The organism is Polynucleobacter sp. MWH-S4W17 (assembly GCF_018687535.1).
Lineage (GTDB): Bacteria > Pseudomonadota > Gammaproteobacteria > Burkholderiales > Burkholderiaceae > Polynucleobacter.
In genome coordinates this window covers 1,699,280-1,718,628 of record NZ_CP061295.1, presented here as the reverse complement: position 1 = coordinate 1,718,628, position 19,349 = coordinate 1,699,280, and the positions used below count along the sequence as shown (strand labels likewise).

The 19,349-nt window shown below is 46.7% G+C and carries 21 protein-coding genes; 10 read left to right on the top strand and 11 right to left on the bottom strand.

Annotated elements, in window-relative coordinates:
- Nucleotides 1-11: 11 nt before the first annotated feature.
- The gene (gene miaA, locus C2755_RS08610) at nt 12-1,019 is read right to left on the bottom strand and encodes a tRNA (adenosine(37)-N6)-dimethylallyltransferase MiaA (protein ID WP_215320902.1); all 1,008 of its coding nucleotides are present in this window, start codon (nt 1,017-1,019) and stop codon (nt 12-14) included.
- Between the two features lie 58 nt (nt 1,020-1,077).
- Between miaA and C2755_RS08605 the strand changes: the two genes are divergently transcribed.
- A complete protein-coding gene (locus C2755_RS08605; protein ID WP_215320901.1) occupies nt 1,078-1,722 on the top strand; it encodes a VTT domain-containing protein in 645 nt (214 codons plus the stop codon).
- 45 nt (nt 1,723-1,767) lie between these two features.
- On the opposite strand, the gene C2755_RS08600 is transcribed toward C2755_RS08605, so the two are convergent.
- Together C2755_RS08600 and murJ are read right to left on the bottom strand one after the other, a co-directional pair.
- A complete protein-coding gene (locus C2755_RS08600; protein WP_215320899.1) occupies nt 1,768-2,610 on the bottom strand; it encodes a SirB1 family protein in 843 nt (280 codons plus the stop codon).
- 5 nt (nt 2,611-2,615) lie between these two features.
- Entirely contained in the window at nt 2,616-4,169 is a 1,554-nt protein-coding gene (gene murJ / locus C2755_RS08595; protein ID WP_215320897.1) for a murein biosynthesis integral membrane protein MurJ, read from the bottom strand.
- A 151-nt stretch (nt 4,170-4,320) separates the two neighbouring features.
- Here murJ and rpsT point away from each other — a divergent pair, with 151 nt between their 5' ends.
- Entirely contained in the window at nt 4,321-4,587 is a 267-nt protein-coding gene (rpsT, locus tag C2755_RS08590) for a 30S ribosomal protein S20 (protein ID WP_071466054.1), read from the top strand.
- A gap of 73 nt (nt 4,588-4,660) precedes the next feature.
- Here rpsT and C2755_RS08585 read toward each other — a convergent pair whose 3' ends face one another.
- Complete coding sequence (locus C2755_RS08585) at nt 4,661-4,975, bottom strand: DUF3579 domain-containing protein (protein WP_215320896.1); 315 nt, start codon at nt 4,973-4,975, stop codon at nt 4,661-4,663.
- On the opposite strand from C2755_RS08585, the gene C2755_RS08580 reads away from it, so the two are divergent.
- The 4 genes from C2755_RS08580 (at nt 4,949) to C2755_RS08565 (ending at nt 7,746) form a co-directional block, all read left to right on the top strand.
- Nucleotides 4,949-5,086 (top strand): hypothetical protein, encoded by a 138-nt coding sequence (locus C2755_RS08580; protein ID WP_215322380.1) that lies wholly within the window; start codon nt 4,949-4,951, stop codon nt 5,084-5,086. The genes C2755_RS08585 and C2755_RS08580 overlap by 27 nt on opposite strands.
- A 41-nt stretch (nt 5,087-5,127) precedes the next feature.
- Nucleotides 5,128-6,075 (top strand): ornithine carbamoyltransferase, encoded by a 948-nt coding sequence (gene argF, locus C2755_RS08575; protein WP_215322353.1) that lies wholly within the window; start codon nt 5,128-5,130, stop codon nt 6,073-6,075.
- A gap of 79 nt (nt 6,076-6,154) precedes the next feature.
- Entirely contained in the window at nt 6,155-7,387 is a 1,233-nt protein-coding gene (locus C2755_RS08570) for an argininosuccinate synthase (RefSeq protein ID WP_215320894.1), read from the top strand.
- 53 nt (nt 7,388-7,440) lie between these two features.
- Entirely contained in the window at nt 7,441-7,746 is a 306-nt protein-coding gene (locus tag C2755_RS08565; RefSeq protein WP_215320892.1) for a pyrimidine/purine nucleoside phosphorylase, read from the top strand.
- Between the two features lie 82 nt (nt 7,747-7,828).
- Here the strand turns inward: C2755_RS08565 and C2755_RS08560 are convergent, their stop codons facing one another.
- Both C2755_RS08560 and C2755_RS08555 read right to left on the bottom strand, forming a co-directional pair.
- On the bottom strand, nt 7,829-8,293 hold the full coding sequence (locus C2755_RS08560; protein WP_215320890.1) for a DUF192 domain-containing protein: 465 nt from the start codon (nt 8,291-8,293) through the stop codon (nt 7,829-7,831).
- Nucleotides 8,294-8,377: 84 nt separating this feature from the next.
- The gene (locus C2755_RS08555) at nt 8,378-8,581 is read right to left on the bottom strand and encodes a cold-shock protein (protein WP_011903586.1); all 204 of its coding nucleotides are present in this window, start codon (nt 8,579-8,581) and stop codon (nt 8,378-8,380) included.
- Nucleotides 8,582-8,857: 276 nt separating this feature from the next.
- On the opposite strand from C2755_RS08555, the gene clpS reads away from it, so the two are divergent.
- The 4 genes from clpS (at nt 8,858) to C2755_RS08535 (ending at nt 13,310) form a co-directional block, all read left to right on the top strand.
- Nucleotides 8,858-9,214 carry an ATP-dependent Clp protease adapter ClpS gene (gene clpS / locus C2755_RS08550; RefSeq protein WP_072582834.1) on the top strand — a complete coding sequence of 119 codons (357 nt, stop codon included), beginning with the start codon at nt 8,858-8,860 and terminating at the stop codon, nt 9,212-9,214.
- Nucleotides 9,211-11,517 carry an ATP-dependent Clp protease ATP-binding subunit ClpA gene (clpA, locus tag C2755_RS08545; protein ID WP_215320888.1) on the top strand — a complete coding sequence of 769 codons (2,307 nt, stop codon included), beginning with the start codon at nt 9,211-9,213 and terminating at the stop codon, nt 11,515-11,517. The genes clpS and clpA overlap by 4 nt, the downstream gene beginning before the upstream one ends.
- Before the next feature lie 42 nt (nt 11,518-11,559).
- Nucleotides 11,560-11,793, top strand: a complete 234-nt coding sequence (locus C2755_RS08540) for a hypothetical protein (RefSeq protein WP_072582836.1) — start codon at nt 11,560-11,562, stop codon at nt 11,791-11,793.
- Between the two features lie 137 nt (nt 11,794-11,930).
- Nucleotides 11,931-13,310, top strand: a complete 1,380-nt coding sequence (locus tag C2755_RS08535) for an APC family permease (protein WP_251368461.1) — start codon at nt 11,931-11,933, stop codon at nt 13,308-13,310.
- Nucleotides 13,311-13,320: 10 nt separating this feature from the next.
- Here the strand turns inward: C2755_RS08535 and dut are convergent, their stop codons facing one another.
- Genes dut through C2755_RS08510 form a run of 5 tightly spaced genes read right to left on the bottom strand, consistent with a single transcriptional unit; the run spans nt 13,321 to nt 19,319 of the window.
- Entirely contained in the window at nt 13,321-13,770 is a 450-nt protein-coding gene (gene dut, locus C2755_RS08530; RefSeq protein ID WP_215320885.1) for a dUTP diphosphatase, read from the bottom strand.
- A gap of 20 nt (nt 13,771-13,790) precedes the next feature.
- Nucleotides 13,791-15,002, bottom strand: coding sequence for a bifunctional phosphopantothenoylcysteine decarboxylase/phosphopantothenate--cysteine ligase CoaBC (coaBC, locus tag C2755_RS08525; protein ID WP_215320883.1), 1,212 nt, complete (start codon nt 15,000-15,002; stop codon nt 13,791-13,793).
- 9 nt (nt 15,003-15,011) lie between these two features.
- Nucleotides 15,012-15,503 (bottom strand): signal peptidase II, encoded by a 492-nt coding sequence (gene lspA, locus C2755_RS08520; protein WP_215320881.1) that lies wholly within the window; start codon nt 15,501-15,503, stop codon nt 15,012-15,014.
- An 11-nt stretch (nt 15,504-15,514) separates the two neighbouring features.
- Entirely contained in the window at nt 15,515-18,394 is a 2,880-nt protein-coding gene (gene ileS, locus C2755_RS08515) for an isoleucine--tRNA ligase (RefSeq protein ID WP_371816850.1), read from the bottom strand.
- Entirely contained in the window at nt 18,369-19,319 is a 951-nt protein-coding gene (locus tag C2755_RS08510) for a bifunctional riboflavin kinase/FAD synthetase (protein WP_215320877.1), read from the bottom strand. The genes ileS and C2755_RS08510 overlap by 26 nt, the downstream gene beginning before the upstream one ends.
- Nucleotides 19,320-19,349 lie beyond the last annotated feature (30 nt).

Genomic DNA, 19,349 nt, shown 5'->3' with positions numbered 1-19,349 from the left:
ACGATCTATTTTTATTTTTGGATGAGATTGCTTTTGCAGTAATCTAATGCCGCCTTCAGTTCTTCCGGGTTGAAGGGGTCAAATGTGCTTCTTCCATCTATTGCACGCAGCCAAGTCAGTTGACGCTTACCAAGTTGGCGCGTGGCTGCCAATGCTTTGTAGCGCATTTCTTCAGCATCAATTTCACCATTGAGAAACTCCCAAGCTTGGCGATAACCAACCGAACGTATCGCTGGAAGATCCGCATGCAATCCAGTATTGGTACGCAGAGTTTTGACTTCATCCATAAATCCAGCGGCAAGCATTTCATCAAAACGCCTTTCTAAGTTCAGATGTAATCGCTTACGATCGCTTGGTTCAAGTGAAACTAACTTAATCCATGACGGAATCGCTGAGCCTTCTCTGCCATCTTCACTGGGTGAGTCGGCCAGTAATATAGACATCGGTTTGCCAGTAATTTCATAAACTTCTAGAGCGCGCTGCACTCGCTGAGAATCATTTGGCTTTAAGCGTGCTGCAGTTTCAGGATCAATCTTGGCAAGCTTGTCGTGCATTGCTGGCCAGCCAATGGCTTTACCCTCTTCATCCAAGCGAGCACGAATTTCAGGATTTGCTGGAGGGAGCGAGGAGAGGCCATGCGCCCACGCCCGCCAATACAACATCGTTCCGCCAACCACCACTGGAATATTGCCTCGCGCGCGAATCTCGGTGCAAAGACGTTTTGCATCATTAGCAAAACGTGCCGCTGAATACACTTCAGTCGGATCAATGATGTCAATCAGATGATGAATAACCGCAGCTTGCTCTGACTTAGTTGGTTTGGCACTCCCGATATCTAGACCCCGATAGACCAAAGCAGAATCCATACTGATAAGTTCAATCGTTAGGCCAATGGATTTAGCATACGCAGCCAAAGACATGGCGAGATGGGTTTTGCCTGCTCCAGTGGGCCCAACAATACAAAGCGTTGAGACTTCATCAGGAGCATGCATAGGCTGAATGTAGGGTTCAGTTGGCATACCTGATTATAAGAGCCTGTTAATATCCGCAACAACCCATAAGTTAGAGAGCGAGTTGATGGATACCCTTTTGCAAATCAGTGATTTATTGCTGCATATTGATAAACATCTAGATGTGGTGATTCAGCAATACGGTCCTTGGGCCTATGGCCTCCTATTTACTATTGTTTTTGCAGAAACAGGCTTAGTGGTTGCACCTTTCTTGCCTGGAGACTCACTCTTATTCATTGCAGGTGCCTATTGCGCTACCGAGCATTTCAATATCTGGACCTTGTGTATGGGTTTATTGATTGCTGCAGTCGCGGGTAATACGGTGAACTACTTCATTGGTCGTTGGATTGGTAAAAGGGTGTTCAGTAGTCAATCGCGCTGGATTGATCAAGGCGCTTTATTAAAAACCCACGCGTTTTATGAAAAGCATGGTGGCAAAACAATCATCCTTGCCCGCTTCTTGCCAATTATTCGTACCTTTGCACCTTTTATTGCCGGCGTATCCGAGATGAACTTCTCACGCTTCCAGTTATTCAATATCACTGGTGCGGCGTTGTGGGTCTTTGGGTTGGTAGTTGCTGGCTATTTCTTTGGCAATATTCCCGTTATCCGTCAGAACCTCAATGTGATCGTGCTGGTTGGCGTGGGTGCAGCTGCTGTGCCAGTGTTATTTGCAGCAGGCTATAAAATTTTTCAGCGTAAGAAAAGCTAACAGAAGTTTAAAAACCAAAGTACTAACACTAATGCCCACTCGGCCTTAGTGCAGCTTGGTTTGACTTTCAAGTGTGGCAATGTGCTCGCGGATGTCGCCAGCATCCTCAGCTTCTGGAACTTCGCTGAGATAGCGATGCATATCCGCCAATGCGGGACGTAAGTACTCAAGTTGCGCAAAAATCAAACCCCGGTCCCGAATCTCTTCAATAGAGTCTGGTAACAGGATCACCAAACGCTCTTGAATGCCTAGTAAACGCTCCCAGCGCTCATGTTCTGAGTAAATCATTTTGAGGTTTCTCAGAAAGCGCGACAGAATCTCTCTCGAGCTAGAGGCGCGCAGGAATATATTGAGCGGCAGACTCAAGTCACCCCGATAGCCTTTAGCGTCTAAGTAGGGATCGAGCATTTCTTGTAACTGAGTCTTTGATAACGATTCACCAGTCAAGGGATCCATGATGACTTCACCCTGCTGCAAAGAGATGCGCATCATGAAGTGATTTGGAAATGAAACCCCCCGAATTTTCAAACCAATTTGATTGCCTAATTCCATCATCAAAATCGCTAATGAGATGGGGATCCCTCTGCGATTTTCGAGAATGTAATGCAAGTACGAATTCTCGGGAGCATAAAAATCATTTGGATTTGGGCCAAAACCCAACTCGGTATAAAAGAAATGCTTCAAAATTTGTAAGCGCTGAACGGGTGAGGTATCCGGCGTGATGCGAGTTTTGAGTTTGTTACCCATCTCATCAATTTGATCGAGTACCCCTTGAACATCAAGATCAGGATAGGCGTGCTGTGCGACAGCAATTGCTGCTTCCGTTAGTGGCAGATGTTCGTCTTCAGCAACTAGGGAGGTGAAATAGTCGAGTTGTTGTGTTGGCATACTGGCTATTTTGCATGACGCAAGAATTTTTGCCAGCGAATTCCAACCAAGCCCAGGGATGCGAAGTAAACAATGGCGGCAAGACCTAGCCATGTTCCCACCAAGCCAATACGTAGCCATGGCTCAGCTTGGAGGGCAATCCAATTGTGTGTGCCAGCAGCATAAAAAAGCACTGCTGCGAAGGGGATGAGGGCTAACAATAGCTGACCGAGGTACTTCAGCCAGCCTGAATTCGGCAGGGCTCCGCGTCGATGCAGTCCAACCCAGAGCAAGGCGGCATTCAGACAAGCACCAGTGCCAACTGAAAGGGCAAGGCCAGCATGACCAAGCCAAGGTACGAATACTAGATTGGCTAACTGAGTGGCTACTAAAACGAGTAGCCCAATCTTCACGGGTGTGCGGATATCTTGACGTGAATAAAATCCAGGCGCCAAAATTTTCACCAGAATCAAACCAATGAGGCCAACCCCATAAGCCGCTAATGCACGTTGCGTCATCAAGACATCAAGCGCACTGAATTTGCCGTAGTGATACAAGACCGCCGCTAAAGGCTCGCCAAAGATAAAGAGTGCAATTGCGCAAGGTGCAGCTAGCAGGAAGGTGAGCTGCAATCCCCAGATGAGTAACTCACCAGCATGTACTAAATCATTTTTGGCGTTGGCCTTACTGAGACTTGGTAAAAGAACGGTTCCCAAGGCAACACCCAGTAGTGCAGTTGGAAATTCCATCAAGCGATCTGCGTAAGATAACCATGACACACTTCCTGCCTGCAGACGCGAAGCAATATTCGTATTAATGATCAGAGAGATTTGCGCAACAGAGACTGCAAAAACTGCTGGGCCCATTAATTTCATGACGCGCCTAGCTTCCGGGTTGGTGACGGCTGATTTAATGGCGCCAGGTAACAAACCAATACGAGGCAATAGGCCGAGTCGAGCAAGCGTTGGAACTTGAAGGGCAAGTTGCAGTATTCCGCCAAGTAAAACACCAATACTTAAGGCATAAATTGGTTGCTCTAAGTGGGGTGCCAAAAAGATGGCGCTACCAATTAAGGCAAGATTGAGCAAGACAGGCGTAAATGCCGGAATTGCAAAGCGGTGATAAGTGTTCAAGATCCCTGCTGAGAGAGAGACCATAGAAATCAGTCCAATATAGGGGAACATGATTTGGGTCATAACGACGCTGGCGTCATAGGCTGGACCACCTTTAAACCCGGTAGCAATCACCAGAATGAGTACTGGGGCACCAATGACTCCTAGCAGTACCGTGAGCAGCAAAGCCCAAAATAAGAGCGTGGCGACCGCATTTATGAGGATTTTGGCCTTAGTTTGATCTTCGTTTGTGGCAATTTCGCCCAAAATCGGCACAAAAGCTTGAGAAAAGGCTCCTTCGGCAAATAGCCGACGTAGCAAATTGGGTAGCCTAAAAGCAACATTAAAGGCATCTGTCCACTCGGAGGCCCCAAAACTACGGGCAATGAGGGTCTCCCGGAGCAGGCCCGTAATACGGGACAGCATGGTTAGGGAGCTGACCTTGGCAGCGGCAGAAAGCAGATTCATGAGGCGATTTTCACCTATTTATCGGTCGGCTGGGCTTTTTTGCCCCTTTAAGGTAAAATCTTGGGTTTTGGCGAGCTTGCTTATGATTTTGGCAAGTCCGCAAGATTTTTAACTAATCGCATTTTGCATTTTATAGAGGCAAGGTTTAAAGATGGCCAATACAGCACAAGCGCGCAAGCGTGCACGCCAAGCAGTAAAACAAAACGAACATAACTCCAGTTTGCGTTCAAAGCTCCGCACTTCCATTAAGGCAGTTCGTAAAGCGATTGAAACTGGTGACAAAGCTTCTGCTGCGAAAGTTTTCGCGGCAACCCAAGCAACAATCGACAAGATTGCTGACAAAAAGATTGCTCACAAAAACACTGCAGCTCGTCAGAAGTCACGTTTGTCTGCAGCTATCAAGGCGATGGCAGCGTAATACAGTTTTAGTTTTAGGCTGGTCGAAGTAGTTTCGACCTAAGCCCGCTCCTCATCAGAGCGGGTTTTTGTTTTTAAGGCTGGGTTGGGGTTGTTGGGTTGAACTCACACGCCTCTTCGATTGGTAGGCTATTGTCTTTGGCAAAGTTCATGACAAAGTCTAGCGCTCGAGGATCTAGGTCCCTCAGTCGAGTATCAATAACAACGCATTTCACTTTTGCAATAAGCACTGGTCTGACATAGGGCGAATAAGTGAAGCGAGGGTCTCCGGAGTCACCCGGGGGGCGAAAAGTAGCCATCACCCCGCACAGACGCTCCGCCCAATCGCTGGGCCGAAATGGTTTGCCAGAAGTGGTAATGCCTTGAATGAAAAGCTTTTTGTGGTTCAAGTTCGCGTAATGATGGTTGTAAGAAATGGAATTACTAAGTCCTCTAGCTTAACAGCCCAAGTTGGCCGTAAGATGGCTTTAGGGTCTATTTTCGTGCAGCCGAATGTTTGAAGAAAAAAATGCAAGCCAAAACTTTAGTAGAAAGCTCAACTATGACATCGCTGGCAAAGCCTCAAGTGCCCGGTAAGGTAAAGCACTACCTGCAGTTTTCTGATCTGACTCGTGAGGAGTACGACTATTTACTCAAGCGTTCGGCGTGGCTTAAGGCCAAATTCAAGAGCTATGAAACCTGGCATCCACTGCATGACCGCACTTTGGCCATGATTTTTGAGAAGCATTCCACCCGGACTCGCCTCTCCTTCGAGGCAGGCATCCATCAGCTTGGTGGTCATGCGGTATACCTGAACACCCGAGATACTCAGTTGGGTCGTGGCGAGCCTGTAGAGGACGCTGCTCAGGTTATTTCACGTATGACGGACATCATCATGATTCGCACCTTTGGCCAAGACATTATTGAGCGCTTTGCTGCTAATTCACGAGTGCCGGTAATTAATGGCCTGACTAACGAATTTCACCCTTGCCAAGTATTGGCCGATATCTTCACGTTTGTAGAGGCCCGTGGCCCGATTCAAGGAAAGACGGTAGCTTGGGTAGGTGATGCCAATAATATGGCCTACACCTGGATACAAGCAGCTGAATGTTTAGATTTTCAGTTACGCTTCTCTGCGCCAGAAGGTTATCAGTTAGAAGCAACGCGTTTATCGCCGCAAGCTGTAAAGCATTTGACGATTTGTGCCGATCCTAAAGAAGCCTGCAAAGGTGCTGACCTAGTGAGTACCGACGTCTGGACCAGTATGGGTTATGAAGACGAAAATACTTTACGTATGAATGCTTTCCAAGACTGGATGGTGGATGAAGAGCTGATGTCCTTGGCTAAGCCTGACGCACTATTTATGCACTGCTTGCCAGCACATCGCGGTGAAGAAGTTTCAGCAGGAGTGATTGATGGGCCTCAAAGTATTGTTTGGGAAGAGGCCGAAAACCGTTTGCATGTCCAAAAAGCCCTAATGGAGTATTTACTCTGTGGTCGTTTAGATTAAGTAATAAAACTTCAGCAATAAAATAGTTAGCAAAGAATAAGTAATTCGTTTTCATTAATTTTGATTAAATAAGAAAAATATGTCCGATATTAAAAAAGTAGTCTTAGCATATTCCGGCGGTCTAGATACCAGCGTGATCTTGAAGTGGCTGCAAGATACTTATGGCTGCGAGATCGTGACTTTTACCGCTGACTTAGGTCAGGGCGAAGAGCTGGAACCAGCACGTGCTAAGGCTTTGCAATTTGGCATCAAGCCTGAAAACATTTTTATTGATGACTTGCGCGAAGAGTTTGTTCGTGACTTTGTGTTCCCAATGTTCCGTGCGAATACGATTTATGAGGGCGAGTATTTATTGGGCACCTCTATTGCGCGGCCATTAATCGCTAAGCGCCAAATTGAAATTGCTCGCTTAACTGGTGCTGACTCTGTATCGCATGGCGCGACCGGCAAAGGGAATGACCAAGTTCGCTTTGAATTAGGTTACTACGCCCTTGAACCGGGAATCAAGGTAATTGCTCCTTGGCGTGAATGGGATCTTCTTTCACGTGAGAAGTTGATGGCTTACGCAGAAAAGCATGGCATTCCGGTTGAGATGAAGCATAAGCAAGGCGGTTCACCGTACTCAATGGACGCGAACCTCTTGCACATTAGCTATGAAGGTCGTCACCTTGAGAATCCAAACGCAGAGGCAGAAGAGTCTATGTGGCGTTGGACCGTTTCTCCTGAAAAGGCCCCAGATGCCCCAGAAATTATCGAAATCGAATTCAAGGCTGGCGACCCAGTAGCAATTGATGGCAAAGCCTATAAGCCACACGAGTTGTTAGCTGAATTAAATCGTCTTGGTGGCAAACATGGCATTGGTCGCCTCGACTTAGTGGAAAACCGCTTTGTTGGCATGAAGAGCCGTGGCTGTTATGAAACGCCTGGCGGCACCATTCTTCTAAAGGCTCATCGTGGTATCGAAAGTATCACCTTGGACCGTGAAGTAGCCCACTTAAAGGATGATTTGATGCCTCGTTATGCAAGCTTGATCTACAACGGTTTGTGGTGGGCGCCAGAGCGTCTCGCACTCCAAACCTTGATTGACCATACGCAGCAGGCTGTTAACGGCGTTGTTCGCCTCAAACTCTACAAAGGTTCCGTCTCTGTGATTTCACGTGACTCTGCCAATACTTTGTTTGATCAAAATATTGCAACCTTTGATGATGATGGTGGCGCATACAACCAAGCGGATGCTGGCGGCTTCATTAAGCTCAATGCATTACGTATGCGTATTGCCGAAACAGCTAGACGTAAGCGCGCCAAGAAATAAAAAACAATAAAACAAGCAAACTATTAGAACCTAACAGAATAGAAAGAATCAGCATGCAATTTGATCAAGTTTCCGTAGGCAAGAAGGCCAATATATTTTTTGATGGCAAGTGTGTTTCTCATACTGTGACCTTGCCTAATGGCGTGCGTAAGTCAGTCGGTGTGGTACTGCCAAGCACCTTGCGTTTTGACTTAAGCACTAGCGAGATTATGGAAGTGGTTGATGGCAATGCTTTCGTCAGCATCAATGGTGCCCCTGAGCAAGAGTTCAAGGCCGGTCAAAGCTGGGAAGTGGAAAAGGGTGGTTATTTCATTATTCGTGCTGAGCAACCAGTGCACTACGTTTGCCATTTTGAATAAATCAAAGGTGCCCACAAGCAAAACGCAGACCTCGGTCTGCGTTTTTTTTGGCCCAACATCAATGGATTTGAGTGTTGTTGAATTAATTTCTCGGCAAACCCGTAACAACTGTCCCTGGGACGATCACACGCTCAGAGAACCACTGCTTATTCATCTCCAACGCATAACGCACGGCTGCTTTAGGGCAGTGGTTATTGGTGGTTTCAGCCTGCATCTCTTCAATGTTCACAATCTTGCCATCATCCGCAATGAACGCAATCGAGAGTGGAATCTTAGTGTTATTCATCCAAAAGCAGTGACCAGCTTTTTGTTCGAATATAAATAACATTCCAGAATTGCTTGGCATGCTGGTGCGGTTCATGAGACCAACCTCTCTAGCCTTTGGTGTATCGGCAAGCTCAGCCTGAATACGGTAGATGCCCGTCTTTAATTCAATGGTGGGTAGACCGACGTTAACCTGGGCGAGCGTTAGGGTGGAGTAAAGAAAGAGCGCAGTAGAAAATACTTGGCGCAATGATTGTGAGGTACTGGAGATTGATATAGACATGCTTTGTATTTTAAGTGAGACAAATTGCAGACGAAAAAAAACCCAGGAACGAATCCTGGGTTTTTAATAATGATCTAAGGACTATTAAGCCGCTTGGATATTGGTAGCTTGCTTGCCTTTAGGGCCTTGGGTAATGTCAAACGTTACCTTTTGGTTTTCCTTGAGGGTTTTGAACCCAGGCATAGTAATTGCGCTGAAATGCGCGAACAACTCTTCTTCACCATCATCAGGTTTGATAAAGCCAAAACCTTTTGCATCATTGAACCACTTAACAATTCCGGTCGCCATGCGAACTCCATTACATAAACTTAAAACAACCGTGATGAGGGTAAATACTTTTTAATCAGTCTCAATCCACAACACGCCTAAATAGAACCTCTCTTGAAGCCTACCCCCCGATTGTTTGCCCTTTTTGGAGGGGTGTCAAGGAGTTATATGCCCCTACCCCCTAGTAATTACCCCTTTTTTTATCGAAAAATGCCCCAATATGGGTTTAAGAGGGGTTTTTGCGTGTTTTTCGCAACATGACCCCTGTAAATTAAAGTTTGGATATCTGTGTTTAGAATGTTTCTCATGAGTCGCGCTCCCAAAAATCCCACCACTGGCAACCCCAGCAATCCGTACGTTGAAGATACCCTTCTGCTCGAAAAGCAAATTGAGCAAGTTAAGGCGCCTTCGATGTATAAAGTTTTATTAATGAATGACGATTACACGCCAATGGAATTTGTGGTGATGGTGATTCAGGAGTATTTTAATAAGGATCATGAAACAGCTACACGCATCATGTTGCAAGTACATTTAGTTGGCAAGGGTGTTTGCGGAGTATTTACCCGCGATGTTGCCGCTACGAAAGTGCATCAAGTTATCGAACTCTCCCGTGAAGCGGGTCACCCACTACAGTGCACTATGGAGGAAGCATGATTGCCCAAGAATTAGAAGTGAGTTTGCACATGGCGTTTGTTGACGCAAGGGCATCGCGACATGAGTTCATTACGGTCGAGCATTTGCTTGCGGCCTTGTTAGATAACGCTACTGCGGTAGAGGTCTTAAAGGCATGCGCAGTCAATATCGCGGAGCTACGCGCTCAACTCAAAAACTTTATTAACGACAACACACCTGTAGTACCAGGGAATGATGAGGTTGATACGCAGCCCACGCTGGGATTTCAGCGTGTGATTCAACGCGCCATCATGCACGTGCAGTCAACATCAAATGGCAAGAAAGAGGTGACCGGCGCAAATGTGCTAGTTGCTATCTTCGGTGAAAAGGATTCGCATGCGGTTTATTTCTTGCAACAGCAGGGCGTTACCCGTTTAGATGTCGTGAACTTCATCAGTCATGGTGTGCGTAAAGATCAGTCAGAGCATGTAAAGCCCGTTGAGCCTTCGCAGGAGACTGAGGAATCTGCATCTTCTGGTAAAGAAAGCCCTCTTGAGCAATACACCCAGAACCTCAATGTGATGGCCCGTCAAGGCAAGATTGACCCATTAATTGGGCGCGAGAGCGAGGTAGAGCGCGTGATTCAAGTGCTCTGCCGTCGTCGCAAAAATAATCCGCTATTGGTGGGCGAGGCTGGCGTAGGTAAGACAGCAATTGCTGAGGGCTTAGCCTGGAGAATTGTGAAGGGCGACGTGCCGGATATTTTGGCTAACGCGACTGTTTACTCTTTAGACATGGGTGCTCTTTTAGCGGGCACTAAATACCGTGGTGATTTTGAGCAACGCTTGAAGAGTGTTCTCAAGTCACTCAAAGATCACACTCATGGTGTTTTATTTATTGATGAGATTCATACGCTGATTGGAGCAGGCGCGGCTTCTGGTGGCACATTGGATGCAAGCAATTTATTGAAGCCTGCTTTGTCTAATGGCCAGCTGAAATGTATTGGTGCAACCACCTTTACGGAATACCGTGGCATCTTTGAAAAGGATGCAGCTTTATCACGTCGTTTCCAGAAGGTAGATGTTGTAGAGCCAACCGTAGATCAAACAGTACAAATCTTACGCGGCTTAAAGTCTCGCTTTGAAGAGCATCACAGCGTGAAGTATGCGGCTGGCGCTCTAGTCGCTGCTGCAGAACTTTCTGCTCGCTATATCAATGATCGTCATTTGCCAGATAAGGCGATTGACGTCATCGATGAAGCCGGTGCCGCTCAACGTATTTTGCCCAAGTCCAAGCAGAAGAAAACTATTGGTCGCCCAGAGATTGAGGAAATTGTGGCAAAGATTGCGCGCATACCGCCACAATCAGTCACAGTCGATGACCGTAGTAAGTTGCAAACTCTGGATCGTGACATTAAGAGTGTGGTCTTTGGTCAAGATCCTGCAATCGAGGCCTTGGCTAGTGCTATCAAAATGACTCGTGCTGGTCTAGGCAAGATCGATCGTCCTATTGGTTCATTCTTGTTCTCCGGACCAACTGGTGTTGGTAAGACTGAGGTTGCTAAACAGCTTGCCTATATTTTGGGTATTGAGTTGCTCCGTTTTGATATGTCCGAGTACATGGAGCGTCATGCAGTGAGTCGTTTGATTGGCGCGCCTCCAGGTTATGTAGGATTTGATCAGGGCGGTTTACTCACTGAGGCCGTAAATAAGAAACCACATTGCGTGCTCTTGCTTGATGAAATTGAAAAAGCTCACCCAGATATTTTCAATATTCTCTTGCAGGTGATGGATCATGGCACTTTGACGGATAACAATGGCCGTAAGACTGATTTCCGTAACGTGATCATCATCATGACTACTAATGCCGGCGCTGAGGCAATGCAGAAATCAACCATTGGCTTTACCAATGCGCGTGAGTCTGGTGATGAGATGGCTGATATCAAGAAGTTCTTTACGCCAGAGTTCCGCAATCGCTTGGATGCCATTGTTTCCTTCAAAGCTCTTGATGAGTCGATCATCATGCGCGTGGTTGATAAGTTCTTGATGCAGTTAGAGGAGCAACTCCATGAGAAGAAAGTGGATGCAACCTTTAGCCCTGCCTTGCGAGCTCATTTGGCCAAGCATGGCTTCGATCCTTTAATGGGCGCTCGCCCGATGCAGCGCATCATTCAAGACACTGTGCGTAAAGCACTTGCTGATGAGCTACTGTTTGGTAAGTTAGCTCAAGGCGGTCATGTGGATGTTGATATTGATGCTGATGGCAAAGTCCTATTGAACTTTGATGCTCCAGTATTGCCAGGAAAACGTTCTAAAGCTGATGTAGCGCCTGCTGAAGAAATTTAATTCGCTAATTTTTTAAATAAAAACCACCCAAAAAAGGAAGATATGTCTCATCACGATAAATTACTAGAAGCTTTTGAAAACTACAAAGCTGAGAATGAAAAGTTTCAAGGCAAAGGTATTAAAGCTTCTGCAGCACGTGCTCGTAAGGCTTTGCAGGAGATTGCTGGTTCTTGCAAAGAGCGCCGTAAAGAAATTACTGCTGAAAAAGAATCTCGTGAAGGCGCTGGTGCAGGCATGTCACAAGATGCGGCTCGTAAGGCCCATATTCGCAAGTAAGTAATTTGTAATCTAAGAAGAGCCACCTTCGGGTGGCTTTTTTACTGCTCGTTTGCAAGCAATGTGCTGAAGTTCGTCGCTCAGGTTATTTAAGAATAGAATCTCTTCTTTAGGCAATTTAAGCAATATTTCTATATATGAGCTCATCCGATGGTTTGGCAAAAAATTCACTAGGCGTATTTGAGTCAATCATTATGGGTATTGCGGGGACTGCACCTGCCTTTAGTGTTGCCGTAACTAGCGCCGCTATTGTTGCCTCGGTCGGTGTTTTATCTGTAGGGAGCATTTTGTATTGCGGTCTCATCATGTTTGGGATCACCCTAGCTTTCATTCATTTGAGCAAGATTCAGCCTAATGCTGGTGCTGCCTATGCTTGGGTGGGCCATGTTTTTGGACCTGCTTGGGGATTCTTTGCTGGCTGGGGTTTATTGATTGCCTCTATTTTTTTCATGGTTTCAGCAACCATTCCTGCGGCCAGTTCGACCTTGCTGCTCATCGCTCCCGATCAAGCTGAAAACACCCAACTCATTTCCGCAATAGCTGCCGTCTGGTTGACGGTGGTTTCATTAATTGTTGGGCGGGGCATAAAGCATTCCAGTTTTATGCAAATCGCGCTCACTCTTTTTGAGTCAGTTATTTTATTCATCCTGATTGCTGGTGGACTGATGAGTTACTGGTCAAATCCGGCACACCCACCTTCTTTTGTATGGATTTCTCCGCTCTCATTTTCTCCGCAACTATTTGCTACGGGTGCGCTTACGGCCATCTTTTTCTTCTGGGGCTGGGATGTCACTATGAACTTAAGCGAGGAGAGTAAGGGTGGACAAAAAAACACAGATGGGGCTGCAGGTAAGGGGGCATTTTGGTCGGTACTGAATATGATGCTTTTCTTTGTGCTGATGATGGTTGTGGTTTTAATGGTCTTAACTGATCGTGAAATTGCCAACTCTGGTACCAATGTTCTTTTTGCAATTGCCAATAAATTATTCCCGGCACCCTGGAGTTATCTTGCAGTCTTTTGCACCATATTTAGCACGGTCGGAACGATAGAGACTCAAATTTTGCAGTTCAGTCGCAGCATGTTTGCAATGGCGCGAGATGGTATGTTGCATCCCGTCTACGCAAAAGTGCATGACCAATATAAGACCCCTTGGGTAGCTACTTTTGTTATTTGGTTTTTAGGGGTGGTGTTGCTTTTTTCCTCATCCTTTATGCCTTCAGTGAAAGCAATCTTAACCAGCTCTATTTTGGCAATTGGATTTCAGATTTGTTTTTATATGAGTTTGACTGGTTTTGCTTGTGCTTGGCATTACAGGAAAAAACTCAACGCTGGCTTCGGGTCAGCGATGGCATATGTTTTATGGCCTGGGTTCTCAGGCGCATTCATGGTATTCGTTGGAATTTACAGCATCCCCACTTTTGATGCATTTACTATCATGATGGGAGTTGGAGGTTTGCTTCTGGGTTTTCTGCCCTTAGTGCTTAGTCGCAAAAGAGCGCCCGCTACTACTCGTTAGAGTATTTTAATTAGGCGCGTCCTGTGCTACCAAAGCCACCGGCGCCACGACTGCTCTCGGTGAACTCTTCAACTACCTTGAGCTCTACTTGTTGTACTGGCATGACAACCAACTGAGCCAAACGCTCCATCGGCTCGAGCTTGAATGTGGTGGAGCCGCGATTCCAAGTGCTCACCATTAGCTGGCCTTGATAATCTGAGTCAATTAAACCCACTAAGTTACCGAGCACAATGCCGTGCTTATGGCCTAAGCCAGAGCGCGGCAGAATAAAGGCCGCATAGCGTGGATCTTCAACATAGATTGCTAATCCGGTAGGCACGAGCACCGTTTGACCGGGGGCAATCTCGATTGCTTCATCAATACAGGCGCGCAGATCTAATCCAGCGCTGCCAGGGGTGCCATAGCTTGGCAACTGATCGCGCATACGTTCATCGAGAATTTTGACTTGGAGAGATTGCATGATGTTCCTAAAACGGGGATTTAAATTTTCTTAGCAACTAGCGCAATGAGTTGACGTGCAAGCTGAAGCTTTTCTGCTTTAGCAATTTTTTTGCTGCCGCTGGTGTCAATCACGAGCAATTGATTGAGGTCGCTGCCGAATGTATCGGGACCAATGTTGCCAACAATCATTGGGATACCTTTGCGCTGGCGCTTCTCATCGGCATGCTTTTCTAGATCCGTTGACTCTGCTGCAAAGCCTACGCAATAGGGGTATGGCTTACCACCTTTAGTTTTCACTGTCTTAGCAACATCAAGCAGAATGTCTGGGTTAGCTGAAAACTCTAAATGAGGTGCTTGGTTACCTTGGCGTTTCATCTTTTCTTTGGCAGGCTTGGCAATACCCCAGTCAGCGACGGCGGCGACTGCAAAGAAAATATCGCAGTCAGCTGCGTTCAGAGTGGCTGCATGCATTTCTTTGGCGCTAACGACATTGGTACGAGTAATTTTTCCAGTAGCTTCAAGCGGAGTATTGATGTCACACGGTCCAGCAATTAAATGGACTTGGGCACCAGCCTCAACAGCAGCTCTTGCAATAGCAAAACCCATCTTGCCCGAGCTGTGATTGGTAATGCCGCGCACTGGATCAATTGCTTCAAATGTGGGGCCTGCAGTAATTAATACTTTTTTACCGGCCAATACTTTTTTCTGAAAGAAGGCAATGACTTGCTCAGTGATTTCTGTAGGCTCAAGCATTCTGCCCATGCCCACTTCGCCACAAGCTTGGAAGCCGCTGGCAGGCCCAAGAAGGATAACGCCATCGTCTGCAAGTCGTTTGACGCTTCTTTGGGTGGCCGCATGCTCCCACATCTGCTTGTTCATGGCCGGCGTGAGCAATAGAGAGCAATCTCTTGCAAGGCATAAGGAGGTCAATAAGTCATCAGCTAAGCCCAGAGAAAGCTTGGCCATGAGATCAGCGCTTGCAGGGGCAATCAGAATGGCATCTGCAGAACGTGATAACTCAATGTGCGCCATATTGTTTGGAATGGTGCTATCCCATTGACTCAAGTAAACCGGATTACCTGTGAGGGCTTGCATAGTTACAGGGGTCACAAATTGCTGTGCAGCCTCGGTCATCACTACTTGTACGGATGCGCCTTCTTGCATGAGTTGACGTGCAAGCTCAGGGGCTTTATAGGCCGCTATCCCACCAGAGATTCCGAGAACGATCTTCTTATTAATAAGTGATTGCATGGCGCCAGCTTAATGGGATTGGGCAGATTTGCCAAATGACTTGCGTAATTCACCCCAAATAATGAGGGTTGCACCGATACAGATGGCGCTATCGGCCACATTAAATGCGGGCCAATGCCAATTGCCATAATGTAAGTCAATAAAGTCGACTACAGCACCATACATCACGCGATCTAAGACATTACCAAGTGCGCCACCCAGAATGAAGCTTAAGGCTATGCAGAGTAGCTTATCGCTTTGGTTTTTATATAGCATCCAAATAATGTAAACGGATGCCGCTAGCCCAAGAATGGTGAAGAACCAGCGCTGCCAACCAGAGCCTTGCGCCAGAAATGAAAATGCTGCGCCAGGATTAAAGAGAAGCAACCAGTTTAGAAAAGGAAGAACCGGTTCAGGAGTGCCCATTTGCAAATTAATGAGCGCCGACCACTTGCTAAGTTGATCTAGCAATAGCATGATGACAGCAATTGCTAGATAACGAGGTAGTGCAAGACTTTTCATATAGTTACTACTCAAGCGAAGAGGCGATGATTGCCATCACCAAACAAGTTGCTAATGCAGCGACCACATAATTCTGGGTGATCGGCATTGCTTCCTACTTCTTTGGTGTGATGCCAGCAGCGTCCACATTTTTTATATTGGCTACCACGTACCAAAACTTCTAACCCCTCATTATTTAGTTCTATATTGGCGCCAGAGGTGATGGTTACAAAGCGTAAATCATCCTCTAATGAGTGCAGGATAGCGAAATCAACATCACTGACTTTGATCGTGAGTTCAGCTTGCAATGATGAGCCTACATTACCTGCTTCGCGCTCAAGCTCAATTGCCTTAGTCACTTCGGAGCGAATTTCACGTATACGATTCCACTTGGCAAGCAATTCCTCAGCATGAGCAATCTCAGGGAACTTGCCAAACTCTTCCATAAAGATTGATTCTGCAGGCTTGCTGCCTGAACCATGGGGGAAGTCTTTCCAGGCTTCCTCTGCGGTGAAGGAGAGGAATGGTGATAGCCATTTTAAGAGATTGCGGGTGATATGGAATAGGGCGTTCTGAGCAGCGCGGCGGTCAGGAGAGTCGGGTGCGTTCGTGTAGAGGCGGTCCTTCAGAATATCCAAATAGAAGCCGCCCAAATCCTCGGAGCAGAAGGATAGTATGCGAGCTACTGCTGGTTGGAATTCATATGCTTTGTAATGCGCTTCAGTATCGCTCTGCAATTGATTGGCAAGAGCAACTGCGTAGCGATCAATCTCAAGCCACTGCCCAGAAGGCATCGTGTGCTTGCTAGGATCAAAATCTGATAGGTTAGCCAATAAGAAGCGCAAAGTATTGCGAATACGACGATAGCTCTCGGTAACGCGTTTGAGAATCTCGTCTGAGATCGTCATTTCGCCAGAGTAGTCTGTAGAGGCAACCCAGAGGCGAATAATCTCAGCACCAAGCTTGTCGGCAACTTGTTGGGGCGCAATGACATTACCCACCGATTTACTCATCTTACGGCCTTGACCATCGACGGTAAAGCCATGCGTAAGGAGTGCTTTATATGGTGGTTTGCCATCGAGCATGGCGCCCGTTAACAAGGAGGAGTGGAACCAGCCGCGATGTTGGTCTGAACCCTCGAGATATAAATCAGCCAAGCGACCGTTGGGTGTTTCTGCGTCAGCGGTTAATAACTCATCACGGTGCGATCCACGAATGACATGCCAATGGGTTGTTCCAGAATCAAACCAGACATCTAGGGTGTCACGGTTCTTTTCATACTGTGCAGCTTCTTCGCCCAGAAGCTCGGCAACTTCCAATTTTTGCCAGGCTTCAATACCTTCTTTTTCCACGCGCTTAGCGATTTCTTCGAGCAGTTCAACAGTGCGTGGATGTGGCTCACCACTTTCCTTGTGTACAAAGAACACCATTGGCACGCCCCATTGGCGCTGACGTGACAAAGTCCAATCAGGGCGATTGGCAATCATGCTGCTTAAGCGTTGTTTGCCCCATGCTGGGAAGAACTCAGTGCTATCGATCCCTGCTAATGCAGTCTCGCGCAAACTGGCTTTGCCATCAGACGGCTTCTTATCCATGCTTGCAAACCATTGTGAGGTTGCGCGATAAATAATTGGGGATTTATGACGCCAGCAATGCATATAAGAGTGGGTATACGTTTTATCACGCAGAAGGCTGCCTGCTTCGCGCATTGCTTCAACAATCTTCGGGTTTGCTTTCCAGATGTATTCATTGGCGAATAGCGGCAACCATGATGCGTACACTCCATTGCCCATGACTGGATTCAGAATGTCCTTATCAGCAAGCTTATTGGCTTTGCAAGATTTAAAGTCTTCCTCGCCATATGCAGGAGCGGAGTGAACGATGCCAGTACCAGTATCCAAAGTAACGTACTCAGCAGGATAAATTGGGGAGAGACGCTTATAGCCTTCGTGCAATGGGGCTAATGGATGCCAGAAGGAGATATTTGCAAGCTGGCTGCCAGTACAGGTGGCAATGACTTTGCCTTCTAGGGCATAGTCTTGCAAACAGATTTCAACGCGGTCTTTTGCCAGAATCAGTAACTTGTCACCAACATCAACTAATGCGTAAGTGAGCTCTGGATGGACATTCATTGCCTGGTTAGCAGGAATGGTCCAAGGGGTTGTTGTCCAAATGACAATTTGGCCTGGTTTGTTTGGTAGCTCAGCAAGTCCAAATACTTTTGCCAGCTGTGGGCGCTGCGCATCATCAAAGGCAAAACCTACATCCACCGTGGGATCGGTTTTATCTTGGTACTCTACTTCGGCTTCAGCTAGTGCGGAGCCACAATCAAAGCACCAGTTCACTGGTTTCAAGCCACGGAAGACATATCCTTTTTCCCAGATTTTCCCAAGGGCGCGAATTTCATCAGCCTCATTGCGGAAGTTCATAGTGAGGTAGGGGTTATTCCAATCACCTAATACACCTAAGCGTTCAAAATCTTTCTTCTGTTTTTCAACTTGAACATGAGCATAGGCACGCGCTTTAGCTTGCACTTCAGCAGTTGGTAAATTTTTACCAAACTCTTTTTCAATCTGAATTTCAATCGGCATGCCATGACAATCCCAGCCGGGTACATAAACAGAGTCAAAACCCATGAGCCAGCGTGATTTGACAATCATGTCTTTCAAAATCTTGTTTACTGCGTGTCCGATATGAATATCGCCATTTGCATAAGGAGGGCCATCATGTAAGATGAACTTTGGTTGATTGACATGGGCCGCACGAATCTTTTCGTAGAGCTTATTCTTTTGCCAGCCAGCGACCCATTGTGGTTCGCGCTTAGCTAAATCTCCTCGCATTGGGAAGGAGGTATCTAGAAGATTAACGGGATAAGAGTTTTCTTTTTCAGACATAAGCTTTTTTCTGGAAATAATTTCTGGCATGCGCTGCATCTGCTGCAATCGCTTGTGTAAGGGTTTCGAGGTCTGGGTACTTCGCCTCATCACGGATTTTTTCTAATAGCTCTACGGTGATAATTTTTCCGTAAACATCCGCGTTGTAATCAAAGATGTGAGTTTCCAGCAACACTCTGCCTTCATCTTCTACTGTTGGTCTGACGCCCAGGCTAGCCACTGCTGGAAGGGGGTTATCGGTTAGACCTAAAACCTGTGCAGTAAATATCCCAGTGGTTGCTGGCTTGCGATGGTGGAGATGATTGGCAACTGCTAAATTCAAAGTGGGGAATCCAAGCTGACGTCCAAGCTGTTGACCATGAATCACGTGGCCAGAAATTCCATAAGGACGACCTAACAATTTTTCCGCTAACTGCATATCACCACAAGCTAGCGCAGTGCGTAGTGCAGAACTAGAAATACGCTCACCATTTTCTTGAATGGTTTGGATGCTAGAGACTTTAAAGCCATATTTTTCACCAGCAGCTTTCAAGCTGGCAAAGTTCCCTGCACGTTTTGCGCCATAGCAAAAATCATCACCAATCAAAATCCATTTAGCGTTCAGTCGTTTGACAATAATTTCTGAAACAAATTCTTCGGGCGACAGTTTGGCAAAAGCAGAGTTGAAGTGCTCTACAACAACACGATCTATACCAAGTTCGGCAAGTGCGGCTAATTTGTCTCGCAAATTCAGAATGCGGGGAGGGGCTTGTTCGGGTGAAAAGAATTCTTTTGGATGTGGCTCAAAGGTCATTACGCAACTAACCAGACCTTGATCCTTGGCGCCATCAACCAACTCCTTGAGCAGGGCGCGATGACCCCTGTGCACGCCATCGAAATTACCGATGGTTAGGGCACAAGCAGGTCCTGCAGAAAACTGGGTGGGGCCACGGAATACGTTCACAAAATCGCTTTCAGGGTAGCCATCAATTAT

Bases quoted from the DNA above. Each gene is read 5' to 3' on its own strand.
- miaA (WP_215320902.1), bottom strand. From the start codon at position 1,019: ATGCCAACTGAACCCTACATTCAGCCTATGCATGCTCCTGATGAAGTC.
- C2755_RS08605 (WP_215320901.1), top strand. From the start codon at position 1,078: ATGGATACCCTTTTGCAAATCAGTGATTTATTGCTGCATATTGATAAA.
- C2755_RS08600 (WP_215320899.1), bottom strand. From the start codon at position 2,610: ATGCCAACACAACAACTCGACTATTTCACCTCCCTAGTTGCTGAAGAC.
- murJ (WP_215320897.1), bottom strand. From the start codon at position 4,169: ATGAATCTGCTTTCTGCCGCTGCCAAGGTCAGCTCCCTAACCATGCTG.
- rpsT (WP_071466054.1), top strand. From the start codon at position 4,321: ATGGCCAATACAGCACAAGCGCGCAAGCGTGCACGCCAAGCAGTAAAA.
- argF (WP_215322353.1), top strand. From the start codon at position 5,128: ATGACATCGCTGGCAAAGCCTCAAGTGCCCGGTAAGGTAAAGCACTAC.
- C2755_RS08570 (WP_215320894.1), top strand. From the start codon at position 6,155: ATGTCCGATATTAAAAAAGTAGTCTTAGCATATTCCGGCGGTCTAGAT.
- C2755_RS08565 (WP_215320892.1), top strand. From the start codon at position 7,441: ATGCAATTTGATCAAGTTTCCGTAGGCAAGAAGGCCAATATATTTTTT.
- C2755_RS08560 (WP_215320890.1), bottom strand. From the start codon at position 8,293: ATGTCTATATCAATCTCCAGTACCTCACAATCATTGCGCCAAGTATTT.
- C2755_RS08555 (WP_011903586.1), bottom strand. From the start codon at position 8,581: ATGGCGACCGGAATTGTTAAGTGGTTCAATGATGCAAAAGGTTTTGGC.
- clpS (WP_072582834.1), top strand. From the start codon at position 8,858: ATGTTTCTCATGAGTCGCGCTCCCAAAAATCCCACCACTGGCAACCCC.
- clpA (WP_215320888.1), top strand. From the start codon at position 9,211: ATGATTGCCCAAGAATTAGAAGTGAGTTTGCACATGGCGTTTGTTGAC.
- C2755_RS08540 (WP_072582836.1), top strand. From the start codon at position 11,560: ATGTCTCATCACGATAAATTACTAGAAGCTTTTGAAAACTACAAAGCT.
- C2755_RS08535 (WP_251368461.1), top strand. From the start codon at position 11,931: ATGAGCTCATCCGATGGTTTGGCAAAAAATTCACTAGGCGTATTTGAG.
- dut (WP_215320885.1), bottom strand. From the start codon at position 13,770: ATGCAATCTCTCCAAGTCAAAATTCTCGATGAACGTATGCGCGATCAG.
- coaBC (WP_215320883.1), bottom strand. From the start codon at position 15,002: ATGCAATCACTTATTAATAAGAAGATCGTTCTCGGAATCTCTGGTGGG.
- lspA (WP_215320881.1), bottom strand. From the start codon at position 15,503: ATGAAAAGTCTTGCACTACCTCGTTATCTAGCAATTGCTGTCATCATG.